Here is a 19846-nt window from a genome sequence, read left to right on the forward strand (position 1 = left end):
TATGTTAAGATATACCATTTTTACCGGTCTTGTAGCGCTGGGAATAGGGGCTGGCTGCACCACCAAGGAGCAAACTGCCCGTCGGGTTTCACCGGCCTCGCAGCCCGTTACAGTTACCATGTGCGCGCCACCCGTTGTAGTGGATACGGCTTGGTACGCATCAGGCAAAAAAGCCCCCCAGCTGCCGGGTTTGGAGGGAATTGCCTTCCCGATTAGCTCTAAAAATCCGGAAGCCATCAAGTACTTCAATCAAGGGCTGATGCTGGCTTACGGGTTCAACCACGCCGAGGCAGCCCGCTCGTTTCACGAAGTTACCCGCCAGGATCCTACCTGCGCTATGGGCTACTGGGGCTTTAGCTACGTGCTAGGCCCCAATTACAACGCGGGCATGGAGCCCGATAATTTCAAGCGGGCCTATGAGGCGGTGCAGAAAGCGAAGCGGTTGGCGGCAACTGCCAGTCCGAAAGAGAAAGCGCTCATTGGGGCATTGGTGAAGCGCTACCCGCCCGCCCCGGTCACGGATAGGTCGAGCTACGACCAAGCATATGCGGCGGCCCTCAAAACGGTGTATCAGCAATTTCCTGATGACCCGGATATTGGGGCCATGTATGCCGAGGCCGTGATGAACCTACACCCGTGGGACATCTGGCAGAAAAACGGTCAGCCCCAGCCCTGGACCGCCGAAATTGTAAGCACTTTGGAGCAAGTGCTGAAGCGTCATCCAAACCACGCCGGCGCCAACCATTTCTACATTCACGCCACCGAGGCCTCCACTCATCCCGAGGCGGCCAATAAAAGCGCCGACCTGTTGACCCACCTGGTGCCCGGTGCGGGGCATCTGCTGCATATGCCTTCGCACACCTACATCCGCACCGGCGCTTACCACCAGGGCACGCTCGCTAATCTGGAAGCGCTACAGGCCGATAGCAGCTACACGGTCGCCTGCCACGCCCAGGGCGCTTATCCGCTGGCTTATCATCCGCACAACTACCACTTCCTGACGGCCACGGCTACGCTGGAGGGCAACAGCCGGCTGGCCCTGCGCGGAGCCGCCAAGCTGGCCGCCCATGTAAGCAAGCCGTTGATGAAAAACCCAGTGCTGGGGCCGTCATTGCAGCATTTTTACACCATCCCCTACAATGTGGCCGTAAAGTTTGGGCGCTGGGACGAGGTGCTGGCCATGAAAAACTTCGACACGACGATGGTGTATCCGCAAGCTATCCGGCACTACGCCCGGGGCATGGCGTGGGTAGGCATGAAGAACACCGTAAACGCGCGCCGCGAGCTAGAACAACTGCGCGTGCTCGGCCAGGATACCACTTTAAAGGCAGTTCTGTTTGGTATCAACTCCATGCGCGCCATTACTGAAATTGCCCAACGCGAGCTGGATGGCGCCATTTTACACGGGGAAGGCAAACACGCGCAAAGTATTGCCGTGCTTCGCGAAGCCGTAGCGCTGGAAGACGCGCTCAAATACAACGAGCCCCCCGATTGGTTTTTCTCGGTTCGGCACCAACTGGGCGCCGTACTGCTCGCTGATAAGCAATACAAGGAAGCTATTGCGGTCTATGAGCAGGATCTGGAGCGGCTGCCACATAATGGCTGGGCTTTGTCGGGGCTGTATCAGGCTTATCTGGGCGCAAAAAACAAGGCCAAAGCGCAGCAAACGAAGCAGCAGCTGGACGAAGCCTGGCATTGGGCCGATACAAAGCTGATTGCATCGGTAGCACAATAACTGCACGGGAGAAACAGGAGCAGCAATAAGAACGAAGACAGCGGCGTTGCTACATTAGAATTTTACTATATCCCGCTGTTTTATGGCTGACACTACCATCAACGGCCCCATCAAGCGCTGCCGCAGATTCACCAGCAAGCTTATTCCCGACATGACCCCTATGGTAGGGTTGGGCTTTATGCTGGTGACGTTTTTTATCATGGCCGCAGACTTTGCCAAGCCCACTCTAATAGAACTGGCAATGCCTGTGCGACCAAAGCCGACAGATGAATATTCATTTGCCTGCCACGGAAGTGTAGTCACTGTTATTATAGGGAGAAATCATCAAATACATTACTTCTTCGGGCTAAATAGCTTTGATTTCACCCCCGAAGTACATACGACAAACCTTGGCTCAGAAGGGCTGCGGCAAGTGCTGCTGAATTTACAGAAGGAAAGCTCGTGTCCCGTTGTGCTCATCAAGACAACCCCAGATGCCAAGTACAAGGATATGGTGGATGTACTAGATGAGATGAAAATCTCTAATCAGAAGAAATACGCGCTAGTTGATTTAGATGCAATAGATATTGAATTGCTGAAGTTGAAGGCTTTGTAAAGAAGCTAAAGTAAAAGTCAAAAAAAGCCCCCCAGAACTAATTATTAGGGGCTTTTTAGTAGTTGGGTAAATCAATGACGCTGTATGAGCTTGACCCTTGTTTCATCATTCCCCTTTCAGGTGCGAGCAATCACAACCGCGCAGCCTTGTTTCGATTGAATATTTGTCTGCAAGTGCTTTTCTGCCGTATTAGATTCTATTGGGGAGCTTTTTTTATGCCTCTCCACTCTCTCTAATCTGCTATGCAAAGCCAAACTATTCTTTTCGCCAGCCGCCCGAAAGGTGAGCCAACGACCGCTCAGTTTACCTTCAAAACCATTGATGTGCCGCCGCCCCAGGAAGGTCAGGTGTTACTCAAGGCGCTCTATGTTTCCGTTGATCCGTACATGCGTGGCCGCATGAACGAGGGCAAATCGTACGTGCCCCCGTTTGAGGTTGGCCAACCCATGGAGGGCGCTGTAGTTGCCGAAGTGGTAGAAAGCCAGCATCGGAAGCTGCCGGTGGGCAGCATAGTGCTGGGCTCATTGCCCTGGCAGGAGTACAGCCTGTCCGACGGGCGCGGCTTGCAGCCGATTCCAGCGGATCAGGCGCCTCTGAGCTATTACCTGGGCCTGCTTGGAATGCCGGGCATCACGGCTTATTTCGGGCTGTTGGACATCTGCCAGCCCAAAGCGGGCGAAACCGTGGTGGTATCGGGCGCGGCCGGAGCCGTGGGGATTGTGGTGGGGCAAATAGCCAAAATCAAAGGCTGCCGCGTGATTGGCATCGCCGGCTCCGACCAAAAGTTGGCTTACCTCAAAGAGCTGGGCTTCGACGAAACCATCAATTACAAAACCACCCCCGACATGGCCCAGGCCCTGGCCGCAGCCGCCCCCAACGGCGTGGATTGCTACTTCGATAACGTGGGTGGCACCATCAGCGACGCAATCTATAATCTGCTCAACAAGCATGCGCGCATTGCTCTGTGCGGCCAGATCTCGAACTACAATGCCACGGAAGTGCCCGTAGGGCCACGCCCCGAAGGTAAGCTGCTCGTGACCAGTTCCCGCCTGCAAGGCTTTATCGTCAGCGACTATCTGCCCCGGTGGCCGGAAGCTATGCAGCAGCTCTCACAATGGTATCAGCAGGGCCACTTACAATACCAGGAAACTATCACCGAAGGTTTCGACCAGCTGCCAGCAGCTTTCCTGGGCCTGTTTCATGGTGAAAACACAGGCAAAGCAGTTGTGAAGGTGGCAGACCACACAAGCAGATAAGCCGAATAAACCTGCTAAACAAAAGCCTAAAAAAGCCCCCCAGAAATACTTCTGGGGGGCTTTTTTAGGCTTTTATTCAATGCTGCTAATTAGTAGCCGCCGAATATGGCACGCCCATGTTCTGGAACATGAACGCCCATTTATCGGTCTGCTCGCTGATGACCTGAGCTGTAGAGCGGCCCGCGCCGTGGCCAGCTTTGGTCTCGATGCGGATGAGCACGGGCGCCGGGCCTTTCTGCATTTCCTGCAGGCGGGTGCCAAACTTGAAGGAGTGCGCGGGCACTACCCGGTCGTCGTGGTCGGCAGTGGTGACCAAGGTGGCGGGGTAAGCGGCGGGTTTCAGGGCGTGGTAGGGCGAGTACTTGTAGAGGTACTCAAACATCTCCTGGGAATCCTGAGCGGTGCCGTAGTCGTAGGCCCAGCCTGCGCCGGCGGTGAACTGGTTATAGCGCAACATGTCCATTACGCCCACCGCGGGGAAAGCAACTTTGCACAGGTCAGGGCGCTGCGTCATGACAGCACCTACGAGCAGGCCACCGTTGGAGCCACCCGAAATAGCGAGGTATTCTTTAGAAGTGTAGTTGTTCTTCGTTAGGTACTCGGCGGCAGCAATAAAGTCGTCGAATACGTTCTGCTTTTTGAGCTTGGTGCCGGCCTGATGCCAGGTTTCGCCGTACTCACCGCCGCCGCGCAGGTTGGGCACAGCATAGATGCCGCCGTTCTCCAGCAATACAATATTGGACGTGCTAAAACCGGGCGTAATATTCACGCCAAAGCCGCCATAAGCGTAGAGCAGCGTGGGGTTTTTACCATTCAGCACCAGTCCCTTTTTGTGCGTAATGAGCATGGGTACTTTGGTGCCGTCTTTCGAGGTATAAAATACCTGCTTCGACTCGTACTTCGACGGGTCAAACTTCACTCCAGATTTCTTGAAAACGGTGGATTTGCCCGACGCAATATCGTACTTGAAAATGGTGGGCGGGTAGATGTATGAATTGAACGTGTAGTACGTTACTTTCTCCTCTTTCTTGGCGTCGAAACCGTCGGCTGAACCTACGGAGGGCAGAGCGATAGAACGCTCTTTTTTGCCGTTCATATCGTACTGCTCAATCAGCGAAGTGGCGTCTTTCAGGTAGTTAGCGAAAATTTTTCCGCCGGCAGTCGAAACGCTGAGTACGTTTTTATTTTCTGGAATCAGGTCTTTCCAGTTGGCAGGTTTTGGGTTAGCAGCATCTACCGTTACGACCTTAAAATTAGGCGCGTTCAGGTTGGTGTAGATGTATAATTTGCCCCCCACATTGTCCAGTACATTGTGCTCATTTTTCTCGTCGCTTACCACCTGCACAATAGCACTATTTGGCTTGCTCAAATCCTGCATATACAGCTCGTTGCCGGTAGTCGTATTAGCAGCTGTAATGACTAGGAAACGCTCATCCTCGGTGAGGCTAGCGCCGATGTAGCGACGCGGTGTTTTGTCGCCGCCAAATACGAGTTTATCCGACGATTGAGGCGTGCCGAGCTTGTGGTAAAATAGCTTGTGATATTGAGTGAGGCCGGCCAGCTGGCTACCCGCCTTGGGCTTGTCATAGCTGCTGTAGTAAAAGCCGTCGTTGCCTTTCCAGGCCAAGCCAGAAAACTTCACGTCTTTCAGCGTGTCACCGACAATCGATTTGTCGGCCGTTTTCAGCACGATAACCTTGCGCCAGTCGGAGCCGCCTTCCGAGATTTGGTAAGCGGCCAGGCTGCCATCTTTTGAGAAGTTAATGCCCGCCAGCGAGGTGGTGCCGTCTTTCGAAAACTTGTTGGGATCGAGGAATACTTCGGGCGTGCCACCCTCGCCAAGCTGGCGGTAGAGCACAAACTGACTTTGCAGACCCGTGTTTTTTGAGAAATACATGTACTTCCCTTCCTTAAAAGGAGCAGTGTATTTCTCGTAATTCCACAGCGTTTCGAGGCGCTTGCGAATAGCGTCGCGGTAGGGAATTTGGGAGAGATAATTCTGGGTTACTTTATTCTGCTCTTCCACCCACGCCTTAGTGTCAGCAGCCTGATCATTTTCCAGCCACCGATAGGGGTCGGCTACTTTGGTGTTGAAATAAGTAGTGACGGTGTCTACTTTTTTGGTTTGCGGATAAGGCAGTGTTTTTAGAGTGCCTTGCGCGTACGCCTGACTACCGAGCAGCAAGGCAGCCAATGAGGGAAGAATTAGTTTCATTATGTGGAGGCTTGGTGAGCAATAACTTCCGGTAAAATACTGGATGTAAAGCAGTTTTTGCCACTTAGAAGTTTCATTCCTAGCTACAACCAGCAAAATAGCTGCGTAGCTGAACCTCTATACAGTTGAGGTAATCTTATCCATTTTCCCAGTTCAAGAGCTAGCTATTGCATCTGAAAACGAAGTAGGCAACTACTGCTACCAGAGCCAGCGAGCCGAAGCGAATCAGGAGGAATACCCAGGCGGGAAGCTCCGGGCCTTTGGAGTTTTTTAGCATAATGAAAACTGATTAATCAGCCAGTAGTTTCTGGTCTTTGAGCCAGTCAAAAATCAGCTGATCGACGGCTGATACGTGCGGGCGGTCTTGGTACGTGAGCCAGACTACTTCTTCAATCTCGGCGGCGGGCTGAAGGTGGCCGTGGTAGTGGGCGCCGTAGCAGGTCATGCGCACAACCACGTCTGGCGCGTGGCCGTGCGCGGGCGCTTCAAACGTGCCTCGGTACGCCAAGCTTTCCGGCATCAACTCGACTGTTAATTCCTCTCTGATTTCGCGCAACAGGGTTTGCTCATCGGTTTCGCCGGCTTCGCGCTTACCGCCCGGAATATAGTAGCGGTCTTTGCCATAGCTGCGCGTGCTTAGTAGTCTGCCCTCGTCTAGGTGCAGCCAGGCTATTTTATCGATTAAGGGCATGCTGGGGGGCTTTTTTACGTCGGAGCTAGCTTACTGCATTGACCATCGGCATGGTTTGGAGTAGCCAGTTGTACAGCTTGTCTACGTCGCTTTTGCGGAATAGCTCGGTGCCCGGATTCATGGTAGCCGCCGTGCCGCAAGCTACGCCCATACGTACCACTTCGCGTAGCGGCAGCCCAGCAGACAGGGCATGCACCATACCGGCCACCATACTATCGCCGGCCCCTACAGTGCTGCGTTTTTTGACGGCAGGCGCCGGTACGTGGTCCACCAGTTCTTGGGAAACGAGACAGGCGCCCTGCGGACCCATAGAAGCCACTACTAGCGTGCATTTGCCATCACCGATCAGCTCACGGGCGGCTCCGGCCACGCAGGCACTGTCCAGCTCAGGCAGGCGCACCAGCTTGCACAGCTCACCCAGATTGGGCTTAATCAGGTACAAGCCGCCGGCTTCCACTAAGCGCTCAAGAGCTGGACCGGAGGTGTCAGCCACCACTTTGACCCCCGCTTGATTGGCCGCCCGCACAATAGTCACCAGGAAATCGGGCTCGACGCCGGGGGGCAAACTGCCGCTGATAACCAGAAATTCGGGACGCGGCGAGATGGCCTTCAGCACATCCAGAACGCGTTGCTGCTCCGCCAATGACAACTCGCGACCCGGCATGCCAAAACGGTACTGCTGGTTGGAAGAATTATCGACTACGATAAAGTTTTCGCGCGTCCAGCTGACCGTCTCAATGAGTTGTTGTGCAATGCCTTCCTCCGTGAGAAGATGTTGCAGCAGCGAGCCAATGGGCCCGCCTGCGGGAAATACCGCCATCGAGTCGCTGCCCAAGCGCCGCAAGGCCCGCGACACGTTGATGCCGCCGCCACCGGGTTCAAATTTGGGCGCAGCGCAGCGCAACTTATGCTCAGGCACAATCTTGTCGACGGAAGTGCTCTTGTCTACCGTGGGATTTAGGGTGAGCGTAACTATAGATTTAGATTTCATGAGGAAAGAGTCAGGGCCAATTGCTTGCTCGAAAATACTTCGGCTAACAGTCACTACCCGTTTACTGACCTCAGGGCTTCGGGTTGCGCTATGCCTGTTTTCAAGGTATCGTAATCGCTTCTAACCTAGGTAGAAGCGCAGTGTTATGCCACGAGTTACTTCTGCTTGCGCATTTCGGCCTTAGCGGGCGGAAACTGGGGGTTCATTTCTTTTAGGGTGTGGTGCAGCGTTTTGGCTACTACATAAGCTTTGTACCAATTCTGGTCGGAGGGCACAATAATCCAAGGGCACGATTTGGGGCTGCAATGGCGGAAAACGTCTTCGTACACGATGCGGTACTCGGGCCATTGTTTGGCTTTTTCTTCATCGCCAGCCTCATATTTCCACTGCTTGGCCGGATCCTTCACACGTTCGGTTAGTCGCTCGCGCTGTTCCTTTTCCGATACGTGCAGATAAAATTTAAGTATCGTTGTGCCGGACTGCTGGAGCATTTGCTCAAATGCATTGATAGTCTCGAAGCGGTGTTTGGCTTCCTTGTCGTCCACTGTACCCAGCACGCGGGTGATGAGCACATCTTCGTAGTGAGAGCGGTTGAACACCTGAATCATGCCGTCGCGCGGGGCGTGGAGGTGCACGCGCCACAGAAAATCGTGGGCCAGCTCGTCGGCGGTGGGCGCTTTGAAGGAGTGCACATTCACGCCCTGCGGATTGATGCCGCTGAATACCCGCCGAATCAGGCCGTCTTTGCCGCTGGCGTCCATGCCCTGCAATATTACCAGCACGCTCCGGCGGTTTTCGGCGTACAGCCGGTACTGAAGCGCATCCAGATCCTGCTGCATGCGCTCCAGCTCACGCTCGGCGTCTTCTTTGTAAATGCTCTCCGGTGCCTGGGAGGAAACCTTAAGCAGGTTGTAAGCAGCAGGAGTTTTCATCGGATGGAGGTGGTGCAATTGCTTGTGTGGGTACGCGCAACTAGCTCAGGTGCTAAGCTGAACCCTAACAACTCTGGCTTTTTGCTCAACGTAGGCTTGGGCAGGTCGCTAGGGTAGTGGTGAAGTAAGCGTAAAAAAGCCCCCCAGATGAAAAACTTTTTTGTTGGGTTGCTAACGTGGGCGTTATGGCTGGTCAGTTCTGCTGCCTGGGCCTGTCGCGTTTGTCGGCCCCGCGTGCAGGCCACCATTCACACCCCCGAGTACACTGGTAATCTACTGCTATTGCTTTTACCAATCGGCATTCTGCTGGTGGGCGGCATCGGGCTCTACTTTGCCGCCGATATCAAACGCTATTTTTTAACCCCACCTACGCATGGCTGAACACCTACACCGAACTCCACTAATTGCGGCCGGAGTACTGATGGGCGCTGGCCTGGGGGGCTTTGTAGATGGCATTCTGCTGCACCAGATCTTGCAGTGGCACAACATGCTCTCCGCTAAATATCCCCCCAACACGCTGTTTACTGCCAAAGCCAATATGTACTGGGATGGCATGTTTCACGCCGCCGTGTGGGTGATGACGGCTGTGGGGCTGCGCATGCTTTGGGCCGCCGGTCGCCGACCCGATGTGCCGTGGTCCGGCCGCACATTTGGGGGCGCATTGGTGCTGGGCTGGGGCTTGTTTAATGTGATTGAAGGTATAATCGACCACCAGCTATTAGGCCTGCACCACGTGCGCGAGTACGTCGACGACAAATTGCCTTGGGACTTAGGTTTTCTGGCCTTTGGCGCCTTGCAGATACTACTTGGTTGGCTGTTAATTAAGGCGGGGCAGACAGATACAGCCGTGCGTGGAGAGCTATAACCTAATATAGTCTCAACCACACTCGCCCGGACTACCTCTCGCCCGTCATGCAGAGGCGGAGCCGAAGCATCTCGCGTGCTGATGCGGGAGTGGTAACCTCACATCAGCACGCGAGATGCTTCGCTGTGCTCGGCATGATACGAGAATTGTAGGTCGGGTTCGTTAATAAACTGCATAAATTATTACTGTATAAATCAATACGTTATGCTTGCTTGGCACATCGGCTGTTCGGGCTACCATTACCGTTCTTGGCGGGGCGTTTTCTATCCCGAAAAGCTGCCGATGAAACGGTGGTTTGACTACTACAGCCAGCACTTTCGGACGCTGGAGCTGAACGTGACGTTTTACCGCTTTCCGCAGCTATCCTTCCTAGAGAATTGGTGCCAAAGCAGCCCCGCCGACTTTCGCTTCGCCGTGAAAGCTTCCCGCTTGATTACGCATTACAAACAGTTCAACGACGTAGCACAGTTGTTGGCTGATTTCTACGGCACGGCGCAGGAAGGCTTGCGCGAAAAGCTTGGGCCGATTTTGTTCCAACTCCCGCCCCGCCTAGCGTATTCCGGTGAGCGGCTGCACCGTATTGTGTAAAGCCGGCACCCCAAGTTTACCAATGTGCTGGAGTTTCGGTACGCGAGCTGGTGGATTGGGGAGGTGTACCAAACCCTGGCCCGCCGCGGCAGCAGCTTCTGCGGACGCAGCAGCAGCTGCGGACAAAGCCACCCGCTCCTGTCCGTTGAAATAGTGGCTAATACGCCGGTGCTTTACTACCGCCTGCACGGGGTGCCCGCGCTGTATCACTCGCCCTACTGCCCGGAAGCCTTGCAGCGGATAGCGGCCGAAGTAGCGGCTGCTACCCACGTGCAGGAGGCATATCTATACCTCAATAACGACATTTGCGGCTCGGCCATTGCCGATGCTACATGGCTGCAACAGTACGTGGGCGCAGGGCGCTGAGAGCTACGCCAATCTTGACGCCTGCTGGGAAATAAAAGCCACGATGACCATAATTGGAGGAGCCGGAGCGGTATTTATTGCCTTCACTACCTGATTCAGCGTGGCTGTCGCGCCAGCCAAGACCTACGAATAAGTCGACGAAAACGGGGCCGGGGGGCAAAGGTGCTTGGTAGCCTACCTGTACGGACGCGCCATAGCGCGTGAGCTTGGTATTAGAATGTACGGGTCCGTATTCAAGGTAAGGCAGGTCGCCGGGCCCTGGCACTTCGCGCCAGCCTTCCCCGCGCAGCTTCATTTCAAAGTATTGCACATGCGGCCCGTAGCTGACGTAGAGACCCGTTTGGTAGGCAGCTTTGCCGGGCAACACATACAACCGATGCTGGGCCTGCACCCCAACGCCGCGCACCGATTCTTCTTGGTTCGTAGGAGCTGGTCCATCATTGGGGCTGCCGGCGGGGCCGCTGTAGAACTGAGGCGTAAGCGTGAAGCTTTGATTCGACTGGCGTGCGCGTTGAAGCTCAGCCTCCAGCCAGTAGCCACTCATTACCAAGTGTTGAGGCGCAACCTTAAGCGCTAGTGAACGGCTGGGGGGCAAATTTTGCCCCCCAGCCGTAAAACTTAGCCCCAGCATACCTAGCACCAGCAAGGGGCCACCCCAGCGAGAGGCTGGGGGGCAATTTTTAGCGGTAGCGTTCATTACGGCTTAGGCGTGATAGGTAGCAAGCTCAACTGCTGTAATTGGGCACCGGCATAACTGTATTGATACAGGCCCTCGGAGCCAATAGCCAACAGGTTGCCACCGTTAGGAATTACATCAGTTACGGATACTTTGTAGTGCTGCTTTTGCGTGAGTAGCGGTGCTTTGCTTGTATCGAAGGTTTTTAGACCATCGAAGTCGCATACGAAGAGCTGGTTGTTATCCACACCCAGACCTTGCGGACCAGTCATCCCGTAGGAGCGGGCCAGCGTTGGTTTGCTCAGGTCGGTTAGGTCAATAACTTGGAGCTGGTTGGGGCCGCCCCCGCAGAACCGTCCGCTGCGCAGCGTAACGTAAGCATAGCGGTCATCGACCACCACGGGGTCGCAGCTCACGACATGCTGATAATACGATACCTGGCGTGGGGCCTGTGGCGTGGCTACATCAAAAATATACATGCCGCGCTGGGTGCCCAGAAAGAGGTAATGGTCTTTGGGGAATATGGTTTCGACGCCAATTTGCAGGTTTACTTTCGGGCCCGCAGTAGGCGTAGTGGGCGTATTCAAGCTGAAGAGGCGTAGGCTTTGCTCATCAACAGTGTATAGCGTGTTGTCGAGCACTGCAAACCGGGCCAGCGAGCCAGCTTTGCCGGTACCGCCGGCGCTAGGAGCCGAGTTAAATCTGGCCCCATCATTGGACGCACTCAGTGGCCCGAAGTTCCACCACCGGGGAGAGGAAGCATAGTCAAGAGTGTCTGTTCTTTTCTGCCAGCCTACTACTACTGTATTTTCGGGGCGCCCGGTGGCGGCACAATCCGAGTGTAAGGGTAGGGGCTCGGGCATAGGCAACTCGCGGAAAGCATCGCGCACGCGACTGGTTACGCGCACTGCCAACGGGTTGCTGATATCAATGGTAACCAAGTCAGGACCGTTGTCGGCGTAAAGCAGGTTGCCTTTGATAGCAATGTCTACGTTGCCCGGAATGCGCAGAAAGCTGACGATACGCGGGTTTTTGGGGTCCTGATTATCAATTACGTGTACGCCTTCAAACCGCTCATTCACATATACATATTGGTCTTTCAGATAAATTTTGCCGGTGTTGTGCATGGCCTGAGGCGGCCTCGCGGCTACCGACTGCTCCAGCACCGACCGCGACATCAGCTGGGGGCAATACGCCATCTGGATATAGCTAGTGCCAAAACGAGCGTCTATCATTTGCCCCGGTAGTGGCTCTTCAGCGGAGTCGTCGGAGCATGCGCCCAAGCCAAGTAGCAAAGCGCAACTAAGCAGGTAATTGTAAAATCTGGCCATTGCAATAGGTAGCTTAATGTGAAAGAATGAAGTATAGAATCGAAGCGCAAAAGCGGAGCCGCGCCTTCATTTAGTGGAGCCACTAGGGTATAAAAAGGTTGCAATGGTTTTTGCGAAAAAATGAATGCTATGCTAAGGTGTTCCTCGCTCGCGGTCATTTATGTCATGCTTCGCTACCGCTCTGCATGGCTGGCAATTAGAAAAACCAGGCAAAAAAAGAACCGCGCCATTGGCGCGGTTCTTTTTTGTAAAAGCTGCAACGCGTCGTGCTTAATTCACGGGTGCGGCCGGCGCTTCTTTCACATATTTATTCAGCCATGAATCCATTTCCCACAGCATGTGCATGATGGACTCGCGGGCCGCGTAGCCATGCGACTCAAATGGTAACACGACGTAACGGGCCGTAGCGCCGTGACCTTTCAGGGCGTTGTAAAACCGCTCACTTTGGATGGGGAAGGTGCCGGAGTTATTATCGGCCTCGCCGTGAATGAGCAGAATAGGCGTCTTGATTTTGTTAGCAGCCGTGAAGGGCGACATCTTATCGTATACCTGCGGCGCCTCCCAATAGGTGCGCTCTTCGGCCTGAAAGCCGAACGGTGTGAGTGTGCGGTTGTAGGCGCCACTGCGGGCAATGCCAGCTTTGAACAAGTTGCTGTGAGCTAGCAAATTAGCGGTCATAAAAGCGCCGTAGGAGTGACCCATTACGCCCACGCGCTTATGGTCAACTACGCCCAGGCGCTGGCCCTCTTCAATGGCGGCCTTTGCGCCGGCTACCAATTGCTCGATGTAGGTGTCATTAGGCTGCGCATCACCTTCGCCCACAATCGGAATGGAGGTGTTTTGCAGCACGGCATAGCCTTGCGTTACCCAGAAAATAGGGGAGCCCCACGTCAGACGAGTAAAGGTGTAAGGGGAGCCTTTTACCTGGCCAGCGGTGCTTTTGTCCTTGTACTCCGCGGGGTAAGCTTCGAGCAAGGTTGGTAGCGGACCGTCGGTTTTCTTGTAATTGGGGGGCAAATACAGATTTGCAGTGAGTGGCAGGCCATCGGCGCGCTTGTACTGGAGAACTTGCTTTTTGAGCGTGCCCAGTGCGGGGTAGGGGTTCGGAAAACTAGTCAGCGCCGTTAGCTTGTTTTTCTTCTTCGCATCGCGCAAAAAGTAGTTCGGAGCCTGCTCCACCGATTCGCGCCGCGTAACCAGCAGACGCTTATCAACATCAAGAATATCAACGGGCACCTCATAGAAAGGAGCCTCCGAGCGCCACCAACGCTCTGTTTTGCGGGTTTTTAGGTTCAGCTGATCCACAAAAGGCCGGTTGCCTTCGGGCGAAGCGCCTTCACCGAGCAAGTAAATAGTCTGCTTATCAGCGCCGCCAAGGGCCAGCACATAACGGCCAGCGGCATTTGGCTTCATATAAGGTGTGCCAGGGTCGTTGTAGGTGTCTTGGGAGGAACGATCGAAGAGGACGGTGGGGGCCGCTTTGGTGGTTGGGTTAAATACCCAAGTCATCACTTTGCGGTCAGACCAGCGGCCGCCGCTTACTAGCGCCGTCGTGTTGTTGCCCCATCTGATTCCCCGGTAACGCAATGGCAAATCAACTACTTCCTTAGGCGCCGCGCTGAAGGGCGCGTCTAAAGCCAGCACTTTGTCACGGATGGGGGCCTCCTTTTTAGGGTCGCCGCCGTCCTGCGCTTCTACCCAATAAATAGTAGCCGGAGCGTCGTCGCGCCAGTCATGGTTGCGTGGGCCCGTAGGCACGGCATCGAAGCTGGTGGGCACGTTGTCGGCCAATGGCAAGTCAGCTATCGACTTTACCAGGTTGCCCGATAAATCCAGCACATCCACCTTCACTGGAAAATCACCTACTGTGAGCTGGTAGGAGTAAGGCCGGTGGCGGGTTTCTACCAGAATATACTTGCCGTCGGGTGAGGGCGAAGCCCCCTGAATCACACCGGGCTGACCCAGTGGCTGGGTTTTGCCATCTAGGCTCACTTTCATGAGCTGAGTAGTGGCGTAGTAGTCGAAAATCTTCTCGTCAGTGGGGTTTTTCAGCAAATCTTGGTAGGTGCGGGCAGCAGCAGTGCGGCCTACATTTTCCTGCACGATAGGTCCCGTAGGCGCAGCCGTAATATCGGGTACCTGGCCCCGGTTGGCGGGCACAGTGCGGGCAATCAGGGTTTGGTTGTCGGGCAGCCAGCGGTAGGCAGTGCCAAACACGCTGTTCAGGCGCACACCCGGAATCTGGCTGGCGGTAGCGGTGGCTACATCTAGCACCCAAAGCTGAATTTGCCCCCCAGCGGCGGCCGTGGCCTCCGTGGTGAGGGCGAAGGCAATCTTGCTGTCATCCGGCGACCAGCTAACCTCGCTGATTTTGGCCGGCGTGGGCAAACCTTTCACCGGGATTTCGGCTCCGCCCGAAAGGCGCTTCAGCTTCAGAGCGGTCGAATAGCTCACGCGGCTGGGCCCATTAGTGCGCGGATTCAGGCGCAGGCCCGCAATCCGCAGTTCTGGTTGGGACAGGTCGGCGATGCTGGGCAAGTCCTGCACGTCTAGGAGCAGCATCCACTTGCCATTGGCGGCGATGCTCACGCGGGGCGTTATGGGCGCGTCCACCAGATCGGCAATGGCCTTGGGGGGCGTTTGGTACGTCAAGTCCTGCGCCTGCACCGACAAGTGGCTGAGGAACACGACTCCTAGAAAGAAGAGTTTTTTCATGGATTGAAGGGTTGGATTGGCAGTCGTAAGATAAGAAGGTTTGGCTGCCTCGCCCCCAGCTCCTCTCCTAGGGGAGAGGGGATCCTAGCATCAGTCGTGCTACGCAGCGCTTTCGGCTATTGCCTCAAGCACTACTACCGTTGTGGCATTACAATGAAGGTTACTGAAAGTGCCCACTTGATTCTTTTAAATAATGGTAGCAGTTGCGGAGGCGGTAGCCGACGCTGCTGCGCAGGCCGAGCGGCTGGCTCCCCTCTCCCCTAGGAGAGGGGCGGGGGTGAGGCCCAGGCAACTATAAGTGTCTAAGGCGCATCTTTCCCAAACCTTCACTTAAAAAAAGCCCCCCCACGGCCTATGAGTTTCCAACGGACGAATAACCTGCTTGGCTGGCTGCTATTTGCCAGCGCCCTCACGGTATATGTGCTCACGTTGGAGCCGACAGCCAGCTTCTGGGATACCAGCGAATTTATTGCCAGTGCCCATCATTTGCTGGTGCCGCACCCGCCGGGCGCGCCGCTGTTTTTGCTGCTGGGCCGGGTGTTTTCTTTGTTTTCCTTCGGTGATGCAACGCTGGTAGCAGGCCTTATTAATGGGGTTTCAGCCGTGAGCAGCGCCTTTACGGTGCTGTTTCTTTTTTGGACTATCACGCTGCTGGCGCGCAAACTGGTGCAAGGCCAAGCGCCTAGCCGTGAGCTTTTGGCAAATGAAAAGCTGCTGATTCTGAGCGCAGGCGCGGTGGGTGCGCTGGCCTTCACCTTCTCTGATACGTTCTGGTTCAACGCTGTAGAAGCCGAAGTGTACGCCATGTCCACGCTTTGCACGGCCTTCGTGGTGTGGGCTATGTTGAAGTGGGAATCCCGCGCTCATGAGCCTAATTCTGATCGGTGGCTGATTCTGATTGCCTACGCGGTGGGTCTATCTATTGGCGTGCATTTGCTCAATTTGCTGGCCCTGCCGGCCCTAGGGTTTATTTATTATTTCCGCTGGAGCGCCAACCCTACCTGGCAAGGCGGGTTGCTGACCCTGGTGGTCAGCGGGGCTATTCTGGGGGGCATTTTGGTTGGTGTTATTCCCGGCCTACCGTCCTTGGCCGGCGACTTCGAAGTGTTTTTTGTGAACTCCGTGGGGCTACCGTTCAACTCCGGTTTGCTAATTTTTCTGGCTGTTTTTGCGGCGCTCATTGGGTTCGGCTTTCGCTACGCCGCGCGCACGCAAAACCAGATCTTAAACACGGCTATGTTGGCTTTCGTCTTTATTCTGATTGGTTACTCCTCGTATCTGATTGTGCCGATTCGCTCGGGCTTCAACCCCACTATCGATGAAAATAAGCCCGACGATGTGCTCTCCTTCGTCAGCTACCTCAAGCGCGAGCAATACGGCGACCGGCCTTTGCTCTACGGTCCGCAGTTTAACGCTCAACCTATTGCCCAAGTAGAAGGCGCGCCGCGCTACGAGCGTCAGGGTGATAAATACGTCATCCTCGAGCGGCGCATTGAGAATGTGTATGCCTCGGAAGATAAAACCTTACTGCCTCGCATGTACAGCAACCGTCCAGGCCACATCAGCGAATATCAGAAATGGGTAGATGTGCAGGAAGACGCAAAGCCTACGATGGCCCAAAATCTGAGCTTTCTGCTGCAATACCAGCTAGGCCACATGTACTGGCGCTATTTCCTCTGGAACTTTATGGGCCGTGAAAGTGACGTGCAGCAAGCTGGCGCATTGTGGCCCACCGCCACAAAAAATGGTCTTCCACAACTCCTGGCTGACAATAAAGCCCGCAACAATTTTCTGCTATTGCCTTTGCTGTTGGGTGGTCTGGGCCTAGTGTACCAAGTACGCCGCGACGGTCGCAAAGCCTTGGTGTTGGGGCTGCTGTTTGGGCTAACGGGCGTGGCACTTGTGCTGTATCTGAACCAGCCACCTATCGAGCCGCGGGAGCGAGATTACGCGTTTGTTGGCTCGTTTTACGCTTTCGCTATCTGGATTGGTTTGGGCGTATTGGGACTGCACGAAGTACTGCGGTATCTGCTGCACACGCCCAACCTACGGGTAGCTACGGCCATGGTGCTGGGCTTGCTGGTGCCGGGTATTATGGCTGTGGAAGGCTGGAACGACCACGACCGCTCCGGCCGCTACAGCGCAGCCGACTCGGCCCACAACCTGCTTAATTCCTGCGCCCCCAATGCTATTCTCATCACCTTCGCCGACAACGATACCTTCCCGCTTTGGTACGCGCAGGAGGTGGAAGGCATCCGCCGCGACGTGCGCATTGCCGTGCTCCAGTACCTGCCCACCGATTGGCATATCGGGCAACTGCGGCGCCAGAGCTACGACTCGGCTCCGGTAGCCCTGACGCTGCCCCAAACCAGCTACCAATCGGGCACCAACGACTACCTGCCTTACGTGGCTAATCTGGCAGTGCCGGCTGTAAATGTGCAGGAATTTATGCAGCTGGTGCGGCAAAATAGCCCCCTGCTGCAAGTCCAGACGCAAGGTGGCCAAGAGCTATTGTCGTACCCCTCCGACCGGTTTTATCTGCCCATCGATAAGGATAAAATCAAGCGCCTAGGCATCGTTCCCAAGGATAGAGAAAGCCAGCTGGTCGACCGTATGGAGTGGAGCGTGGGCAAGCAGTACATGGATAAAAGCAAACTGGTAATCCTGGATATTCTGGCTACAAACGACTGGAATCGGCCGGTGTATTTTGCGAATGCCGTGGCCCAGCAGGAGGGCATGGGGCTGGAGCCTTACCTACAGCTGGAAGGCATGGCTTACCGCATTTTACCCTGCCGCAATCCCGACCCGAAGCCCCAGCGTGTGGGCTACGTAGCTCGCCAGCTTACCTACGATTCGCTGATGAATAAATTCGCGTATCGTAATCTGGACAACCCAGACGTGCTTTATGATGAAATCAACCGCCGCACCCTGGCCCAATACCGCGACAAATTCGGCCAACTAGCGCAAGCTTACCTGCGGGCAGGAGAATTAGGGAAAGCAAAAGAAGTAGCGCTGCGCTGCCTACAGGTGATGCCCGATGCTGCGATTCCTTATGACCTGTACACGCCCGAGCTGGTAGCGCCACTCGCGGCAGCCGGCGAAAAGCCCCGCGCCGACGAAATAATGGATACGCTCACCAACCGCACGCAGCAGGCTTTGGCGTACTACAGCACCCACGACGAGCAGGCCTTATTTGAGCAGGAAATAGGCACTAACCTAATGACATTGCAACGCCTCTATCAAGCCGCTGCCGATACCGGCGACCAAGTGCGCATCGCCCGCGTAGTAGCGCTGGCGGAGCAGTATGGCGGCAGATAATTAATTCAACCAGACGCTAAATACCGTCCGGCGCTCTGCCACGGTTTCGAGGCTGAAGCGGAAACCGTGTTGGAGCAGAATATCGCGAATCATGGTCAGGCCGATGCCTTGGCCGTCGCGCTTGGTGCTGAAAAACGGCGTGAACAAGCGGCGTTGCACGTCCGGCGCGATGCCGGGGCCGTCGTCTTCTATTTGTAGCAGTGGCGGCTGCAAACGGGTGCGAATGGTGATGTTGCCATTTTCACCGATGGATTCGAGTGCGTTTTTGGTGATGTTGATGAGCACCTGCTCAAGCTGTTGGGCGTCGAGGTCGGCGCGGAGCGGCTCGGGGGCCAAATCCCAGTGCCAGGTTACGTGGCGCCGCTCGCTGGGCACCTGCATGAGGCGGTGAATATCGTGCAGCAGCTCGTGCATGTCGCAGGGGCGCCGGGTGGGTACAGGCAGACGCACGAGATTGGCAAAGCTGGCTATGAAGTTGGCCAAGTGAGTATTGCGGGCAATGGAAACGTCCAGGGCTTCGCAATAATCGGGGCGGTCGGAGGGAGCGAGCTGGGGGGCGTAGTGGTGGAAGCTTTGCAGGATGGAGTTGATGGCGCCAATGGAGTTATTGATTTCGTGGCTCATCATCCGAATCAGCTTTTCATAAGCCTGTTTCTCCTGCCTGATTAGCGCCTGGGTCAGCTCTTCCAGCAAGATAAAATAGCGCACAAAGCCCCGATCCAGAAAGTGAGCCGTGGAAGCGCGGTAGGTCTGCAACCCCGAAAGCTGAATTACCTGGGGCTCATTTGGCTTCAGCTGGCTTAAAAAAGCCCCCCAGTCGCCGGCCAAGTTGGCGGGGCGCTGGCCGAGTAGCTCCGGGGTAGTTTGTCCGAGAAAGCGTTCGGCGGCCGGGTTGGCGGCTTCTATTTTGCCATCGAAATCTAAAATCAGAATGCCTGCTGGCGAGGCCTGAATGAGGCGCTCCAACAGGAAGCTTTTCTCGTGCTGCGCCACGCGTTCCTGGCGCAGCTCGTCGATCATGTGGTTGTATACATCGATGAGCTGGTCCATTTCGCGCTGGCCAACGGGCACAAATTTCATGGAGAAATCTTTGGCCCGAATGGCCTCCGTGCCCGCCGCAATCAGCTGAAACGGGCGCACAAACCCGCGGTACAGCTGCGTGGTAAGCACGATAGAAACGATAAGCAGCACCTCCGTGGCCAGAAATAGCTCCGTGTTCGTGCGGATATACTGAGCCGCCAGCACAATCAAAACTCCGTGAATGATGACAACAAAGAGGAGGAATTTGACGCGCAGGGTCATAGAAGAAGCAGAAAATCGAACGCCAAGCTAGAGTATTTCAGCCAGAGCAAGAAGGGCCAATCAGGAAGTATTCCTCTTCAATCAAGAGTGACTAAGCATAGTTGCTAGCCCGACACATTGTTGATGAGACCGTCATGCAGAACGCAGTGAAGCATCTCGCGTGCTGACGAAGGATTACTAACCTCACTTCAGCGAGCGAGATGCTTCACTGCGTTCTGCATGACGGTCTTATTTGCATGACGTTCAGGATACCTGATAACGATGCGGCAA

General features: G+C 55.2%; 14 protein-coding genes and 1 pseudogene. 7 read left to right on the forward strand and 8 right to left on the reverse strand.

The window, feature by feature from the left end; translation table 11 throughout:
- Position 1 precedes the first annotated feature (1 nt).
- The 3 genes from H8B13_RS08710 (at position 2) to H8B13_RS08720 (ending at position 3586) form a co-directional block, all read left to right on the forward strand.
- Positions 2–1735, forward strand: a complete 1734-nt coding sequence (locus H8B13_RS08710) for a tetratricopeptide repeat protein (RefSeq protein ID WP_261990292.1) — start codon at positions 2–4, stop codon at positions 1733–1735.
- Positions 1736–1817: 82 nt separating this feature from the next.
- The gene (locus tag H8B13_RS08715; protein WP_187310425.1) at positions 1818–2330 is read left to right on the forward strand and encodes an ExbD/TolR family protein; all 513 of its coding nucleotides are present in this window, start codon (positions 1818–1820) and stop codon (positions 2328–2330) included.
- A 242-nt stretch (positions 2331–2572) separates the two neighbouring features.
- Positions 2573–3586 carry an NADP-dependent oxidoreductase gene (locus tag H8B13_RS08720; RefSeq protein ID WP_187310426.1) on the forward strand — a complete coding sequence of 338 codons (1014 nt, stop codon included), beginning with the start codon at positions 2573–2575 and terminating at the stop codon, positions 3584–3586.
- A gap of 85 nt (positions 3587–3671) precedes the next feature.
- On the opposite strand, the gene H8B13_RS08725 is transcribed toward H8B13_RS08720, so the two are convergent.
- From H8B13_RS08725 to H8B13_RS08740, 4 genes are all read right to left on the reverse strand, one after another.
- Positions 3672–5801 carry a prolyl oligopeptidase family serine peptidase gene (locus H8B13_RS08725; RefSeq protein ID WP_187310427.1) on the reverse strand — a complete coding sequence of 710 codons (2130 nt, stop codon included), beginning with the start codon at positions 5799–5801 and terminating at the stop codon, positions 3672–3674.
- A gap of 289 nt (positions 5802–6090) precedes the next feature.
- The gene (locus tag H8B13_RS08730; protein ID WP_187310428.1) at positions 6091–6492 is read right to left on the reverse strand and encodes an NUDIX hydrolase; all 402 of its coding nucleotides are present in this window, start codon (positions 6490–6492) and stop codon (positions 6091–6093) included.
- A gap of 25 nt (positions 6493–6517) precedes the next feature.
- Complete coding sequence (locus H8B13_RS08735; protein ID WP_187310429.1) at positions 6518–7483, reverse strand: 1-phosphofructokinase family hexose kinase; 966 nt, start codon at positions 7481–7483, stop codon at positions 6518–6520.
- Between the two features lie 155 nt (positions 7484–7638).
- Positions 7639–8415, reverse strand: coding sequence for a PPK2 family polyphosphate kinase (locus H8B13_RS08740; protein WP_187310430.1), 777 nt, complete (start codon positions 8413–8415; stop codon positions 7639–7641).
- Between the two features lie 147 nt (positions 8416–8562).
- On the opposite strand from H8B13_RS08740, the gene H8B13_RS08745 reads away from it, so the two are divergent.
- The 3 genes and pseudogenes from H8B13_RS08745 (at position 8563) to H8B13_RS21180 (ending at position 10234) form a co-directional block, all read left to right on the forward strand.
- Positions 8563–8796 carry a hypothetical protein gene (locus H8B13_RS08745; RefSeq protein ID WP_187310431.1) on the forward strand — a complete coding sequence of 78 codons (234 nt, stop codon included), beginning with the start codon at positions 8563–8565 and terminating at the stop codon, positions 8794–8796.
- Positions 8789–9280, forward strand: a complete 492-nt coding sequence (locus H8B13_RS08750) for a DUF2243 domain-containing protein (RefSeq protein WP_187310432.1) — start codon at positions 8789–8791, stop codon at positions 9278–9280. Before H8B13_RS08745 ends, H8B13_RS08750 begins: the two co-directional genes overlap by 8 nt.
- A 282-nt stretch (positions 9281–9562) precedes the next feature.
- Positions 9563–10234, forward strand: a pseudogene (locus H8B13_RS21180) (DUF72 domain-containing protein).
- Here the strand turns inward: H8B13_RS21180 and H8B13_RS08760 are convergent.
- From H8B13_RS08760 to H8B13_RS08770, 3 genes are all read right to left on the reverse strand, one after another.
- Positions 10197–10931, reverse strand: a complete 735-nt coding sequence (locus tag H8B13_RS08760) for a hypothetical protein (protein ID WP_187310433.1) — start codon at positions 10929–10931, stop codon at positions 10197–10199. The pseudogene H8B13_RS21180 and the gene H8B13_RS08760 overlap by 38 nt on opposite strands.
- A complete protein-coding gene (locus H8B13_RS08765; RefSeq protein ID WP_187310434.1) occupies positions 10931–12241 on the reverse strand; it encodes an LVIVD repeat-containing protein in 1311 nt (436 codons plus the stop codon). Before H8B13_RS08765 ends, H8B13_RS08760 begins: the two co-directional genes overlap by 1 nt.
- Before the next feature lie 270 nt (positions 12242–12511).
- Complete coding sequence (locus H8B13_RS08770; RefSeq protein ID WP_187310435.1) at positions 12512–14956, reverse strand: alpha/beta hydrolase family protein; 2445 nt, start codon at positions 14954–14956, stop codon at positions 12512–12514.
- Between the two features lie 354 nt (positions 14957–15310).
- Between H8B13_RS08770 and H8B13_RS08775 the strand changes: the two genes are divergently transcribed.
- Positions 15311–18274 carry a DUF2723 domain-containing protein gene (locus H8B13_RS08775; RefSeq protein ID WP_187310436.1) on the forward strand — a complete coding sequence of 988 codons (2964 nt, stop codon included), beginning with the start codon at positions 15311–15313 and terminating at the stop codon, positions 18272–18274.
- Here the strand turns inward: H8B13_RS08775 and H8B13_RS08780 are convergent, their stop codons facing one another.
- The gene (locus H8B13_RS08780; protein ID WP_187310437.1) at positions 18275–19576 is read right to left on the reverse strand and encodes a sensor histidine kinase; all 1302 of its coding nucleotides are present in this window, start codon (positions 19574–19576) and stop codon (positions 18275–18277) included. It abuts the gene before it with no gap.
- Between the last annotated feature and the right edge of the window lie 270 nt (positions 19577–19846).

It is taken from the genome of Hymenobacter sp. BT188 (assembly GCF_014333585.1).
Taxonomy (GTDB): Bacteria; Bacteroidota; Bacteroidia; order Cytophagales; family Hymenobacteraceae; genus Hymenobacter.

Coding starts and splice junctions, on each gene's coding strand:
- H8B13_RS08710 (WP_261990292.1), top strand. CDS start 2: ATGTTAAGATATACCATTTTTACCGGTCTTGTAGCGCTGGGAATAGGG.
- H8B13_RS08715 (WP_187310425.1), top strand. CDS start 1,818: ATGGCTGACACTACCATCAACGGCCCCATCAAGCGCTGCCGCAGATTC.
- H8B13_RS08720 (WP_187310426.1), top strand. CDS start 2,573: ATGCAAAGCCAAACTATTCTTTTCGCCAGCCGCCCGAAAGGTGAGCCA.
- H8B13_RS08725 (WP_187310427.1), bottom strand. CDS start 5,801: ATGAAACTAATTCTTCCCTCATTGGCTGCCTTGCTGCTCGGTAGTCAG.
- H8B13_RS08730 (WP_187310428.1), bottom strand. CDS start 6,492: ATGCCCTTAATCGATAAAATAGCCTGGCTGCACCTAGACGAGGGCAGA.
- H8B13_RS08735 (WP_187310429.1), bottom strand. CDS start 7,483: ATGAAATCTAAATCTATAGTTACGCTCACCCTAAATCCCACGGTAGAC.
- H8B13_RS08740 (WP_187310430.1), bottom strand. CDS start 8,415: ATGAAAACTCCTGCTGCTTACAACCTGCTTAAGGTTTCCTCCCAGGCA.
- H8B13_RS08745 (WP_187310431.1), top strand. CDS start 8,563: ATGAAAAACTTTTTTGTTGGGTTGCTAACGTGGGCGTTATGGCTGGTC.
- H8B13_RS08750 (WP_187310432.1), top strand. CDS start 8,789: ATGGCTGAACACCTACACCGAACTCCACTAATTGCGGCCGGAGTACTG.
- H8B13_RS08760 (WP_187310433.1), bottom strand. CDS start 10,931: ATGAACGCTACCGCTAAAAATTGCCCCCCAGCCTCTCGCTGGGGTGGC.
- H8B13_RS08765 (WP_187310434.1), bottom strand. CDS start 12,241: ATGGCCAGATTTTACAATTACCTGCTTAGTTGCGCTTTGCTACTTGGC.
- H8B13_RS08770 (WP_187310435.1), bottom strand. CDS start 14,956: ATGAAAAAACTCTTCTTTCTAGGAGTCGTGTTCCTCAGCCACTTGTCG.
- H8B13_RS08775 (WP_187310436.1), top strand. CDS start 15,311: ATGAGTTTCCAACGGACGAATAACCTGCTTGGCTGGCTGCTATTTGCC.
- H8B13_RS08780 (WP_187310437.1), bottom strand. CDS start 19,576: ATGACCCTGCGCGTCAAATTCCTCCTCTTTGTTGTCATCATTCACGGA.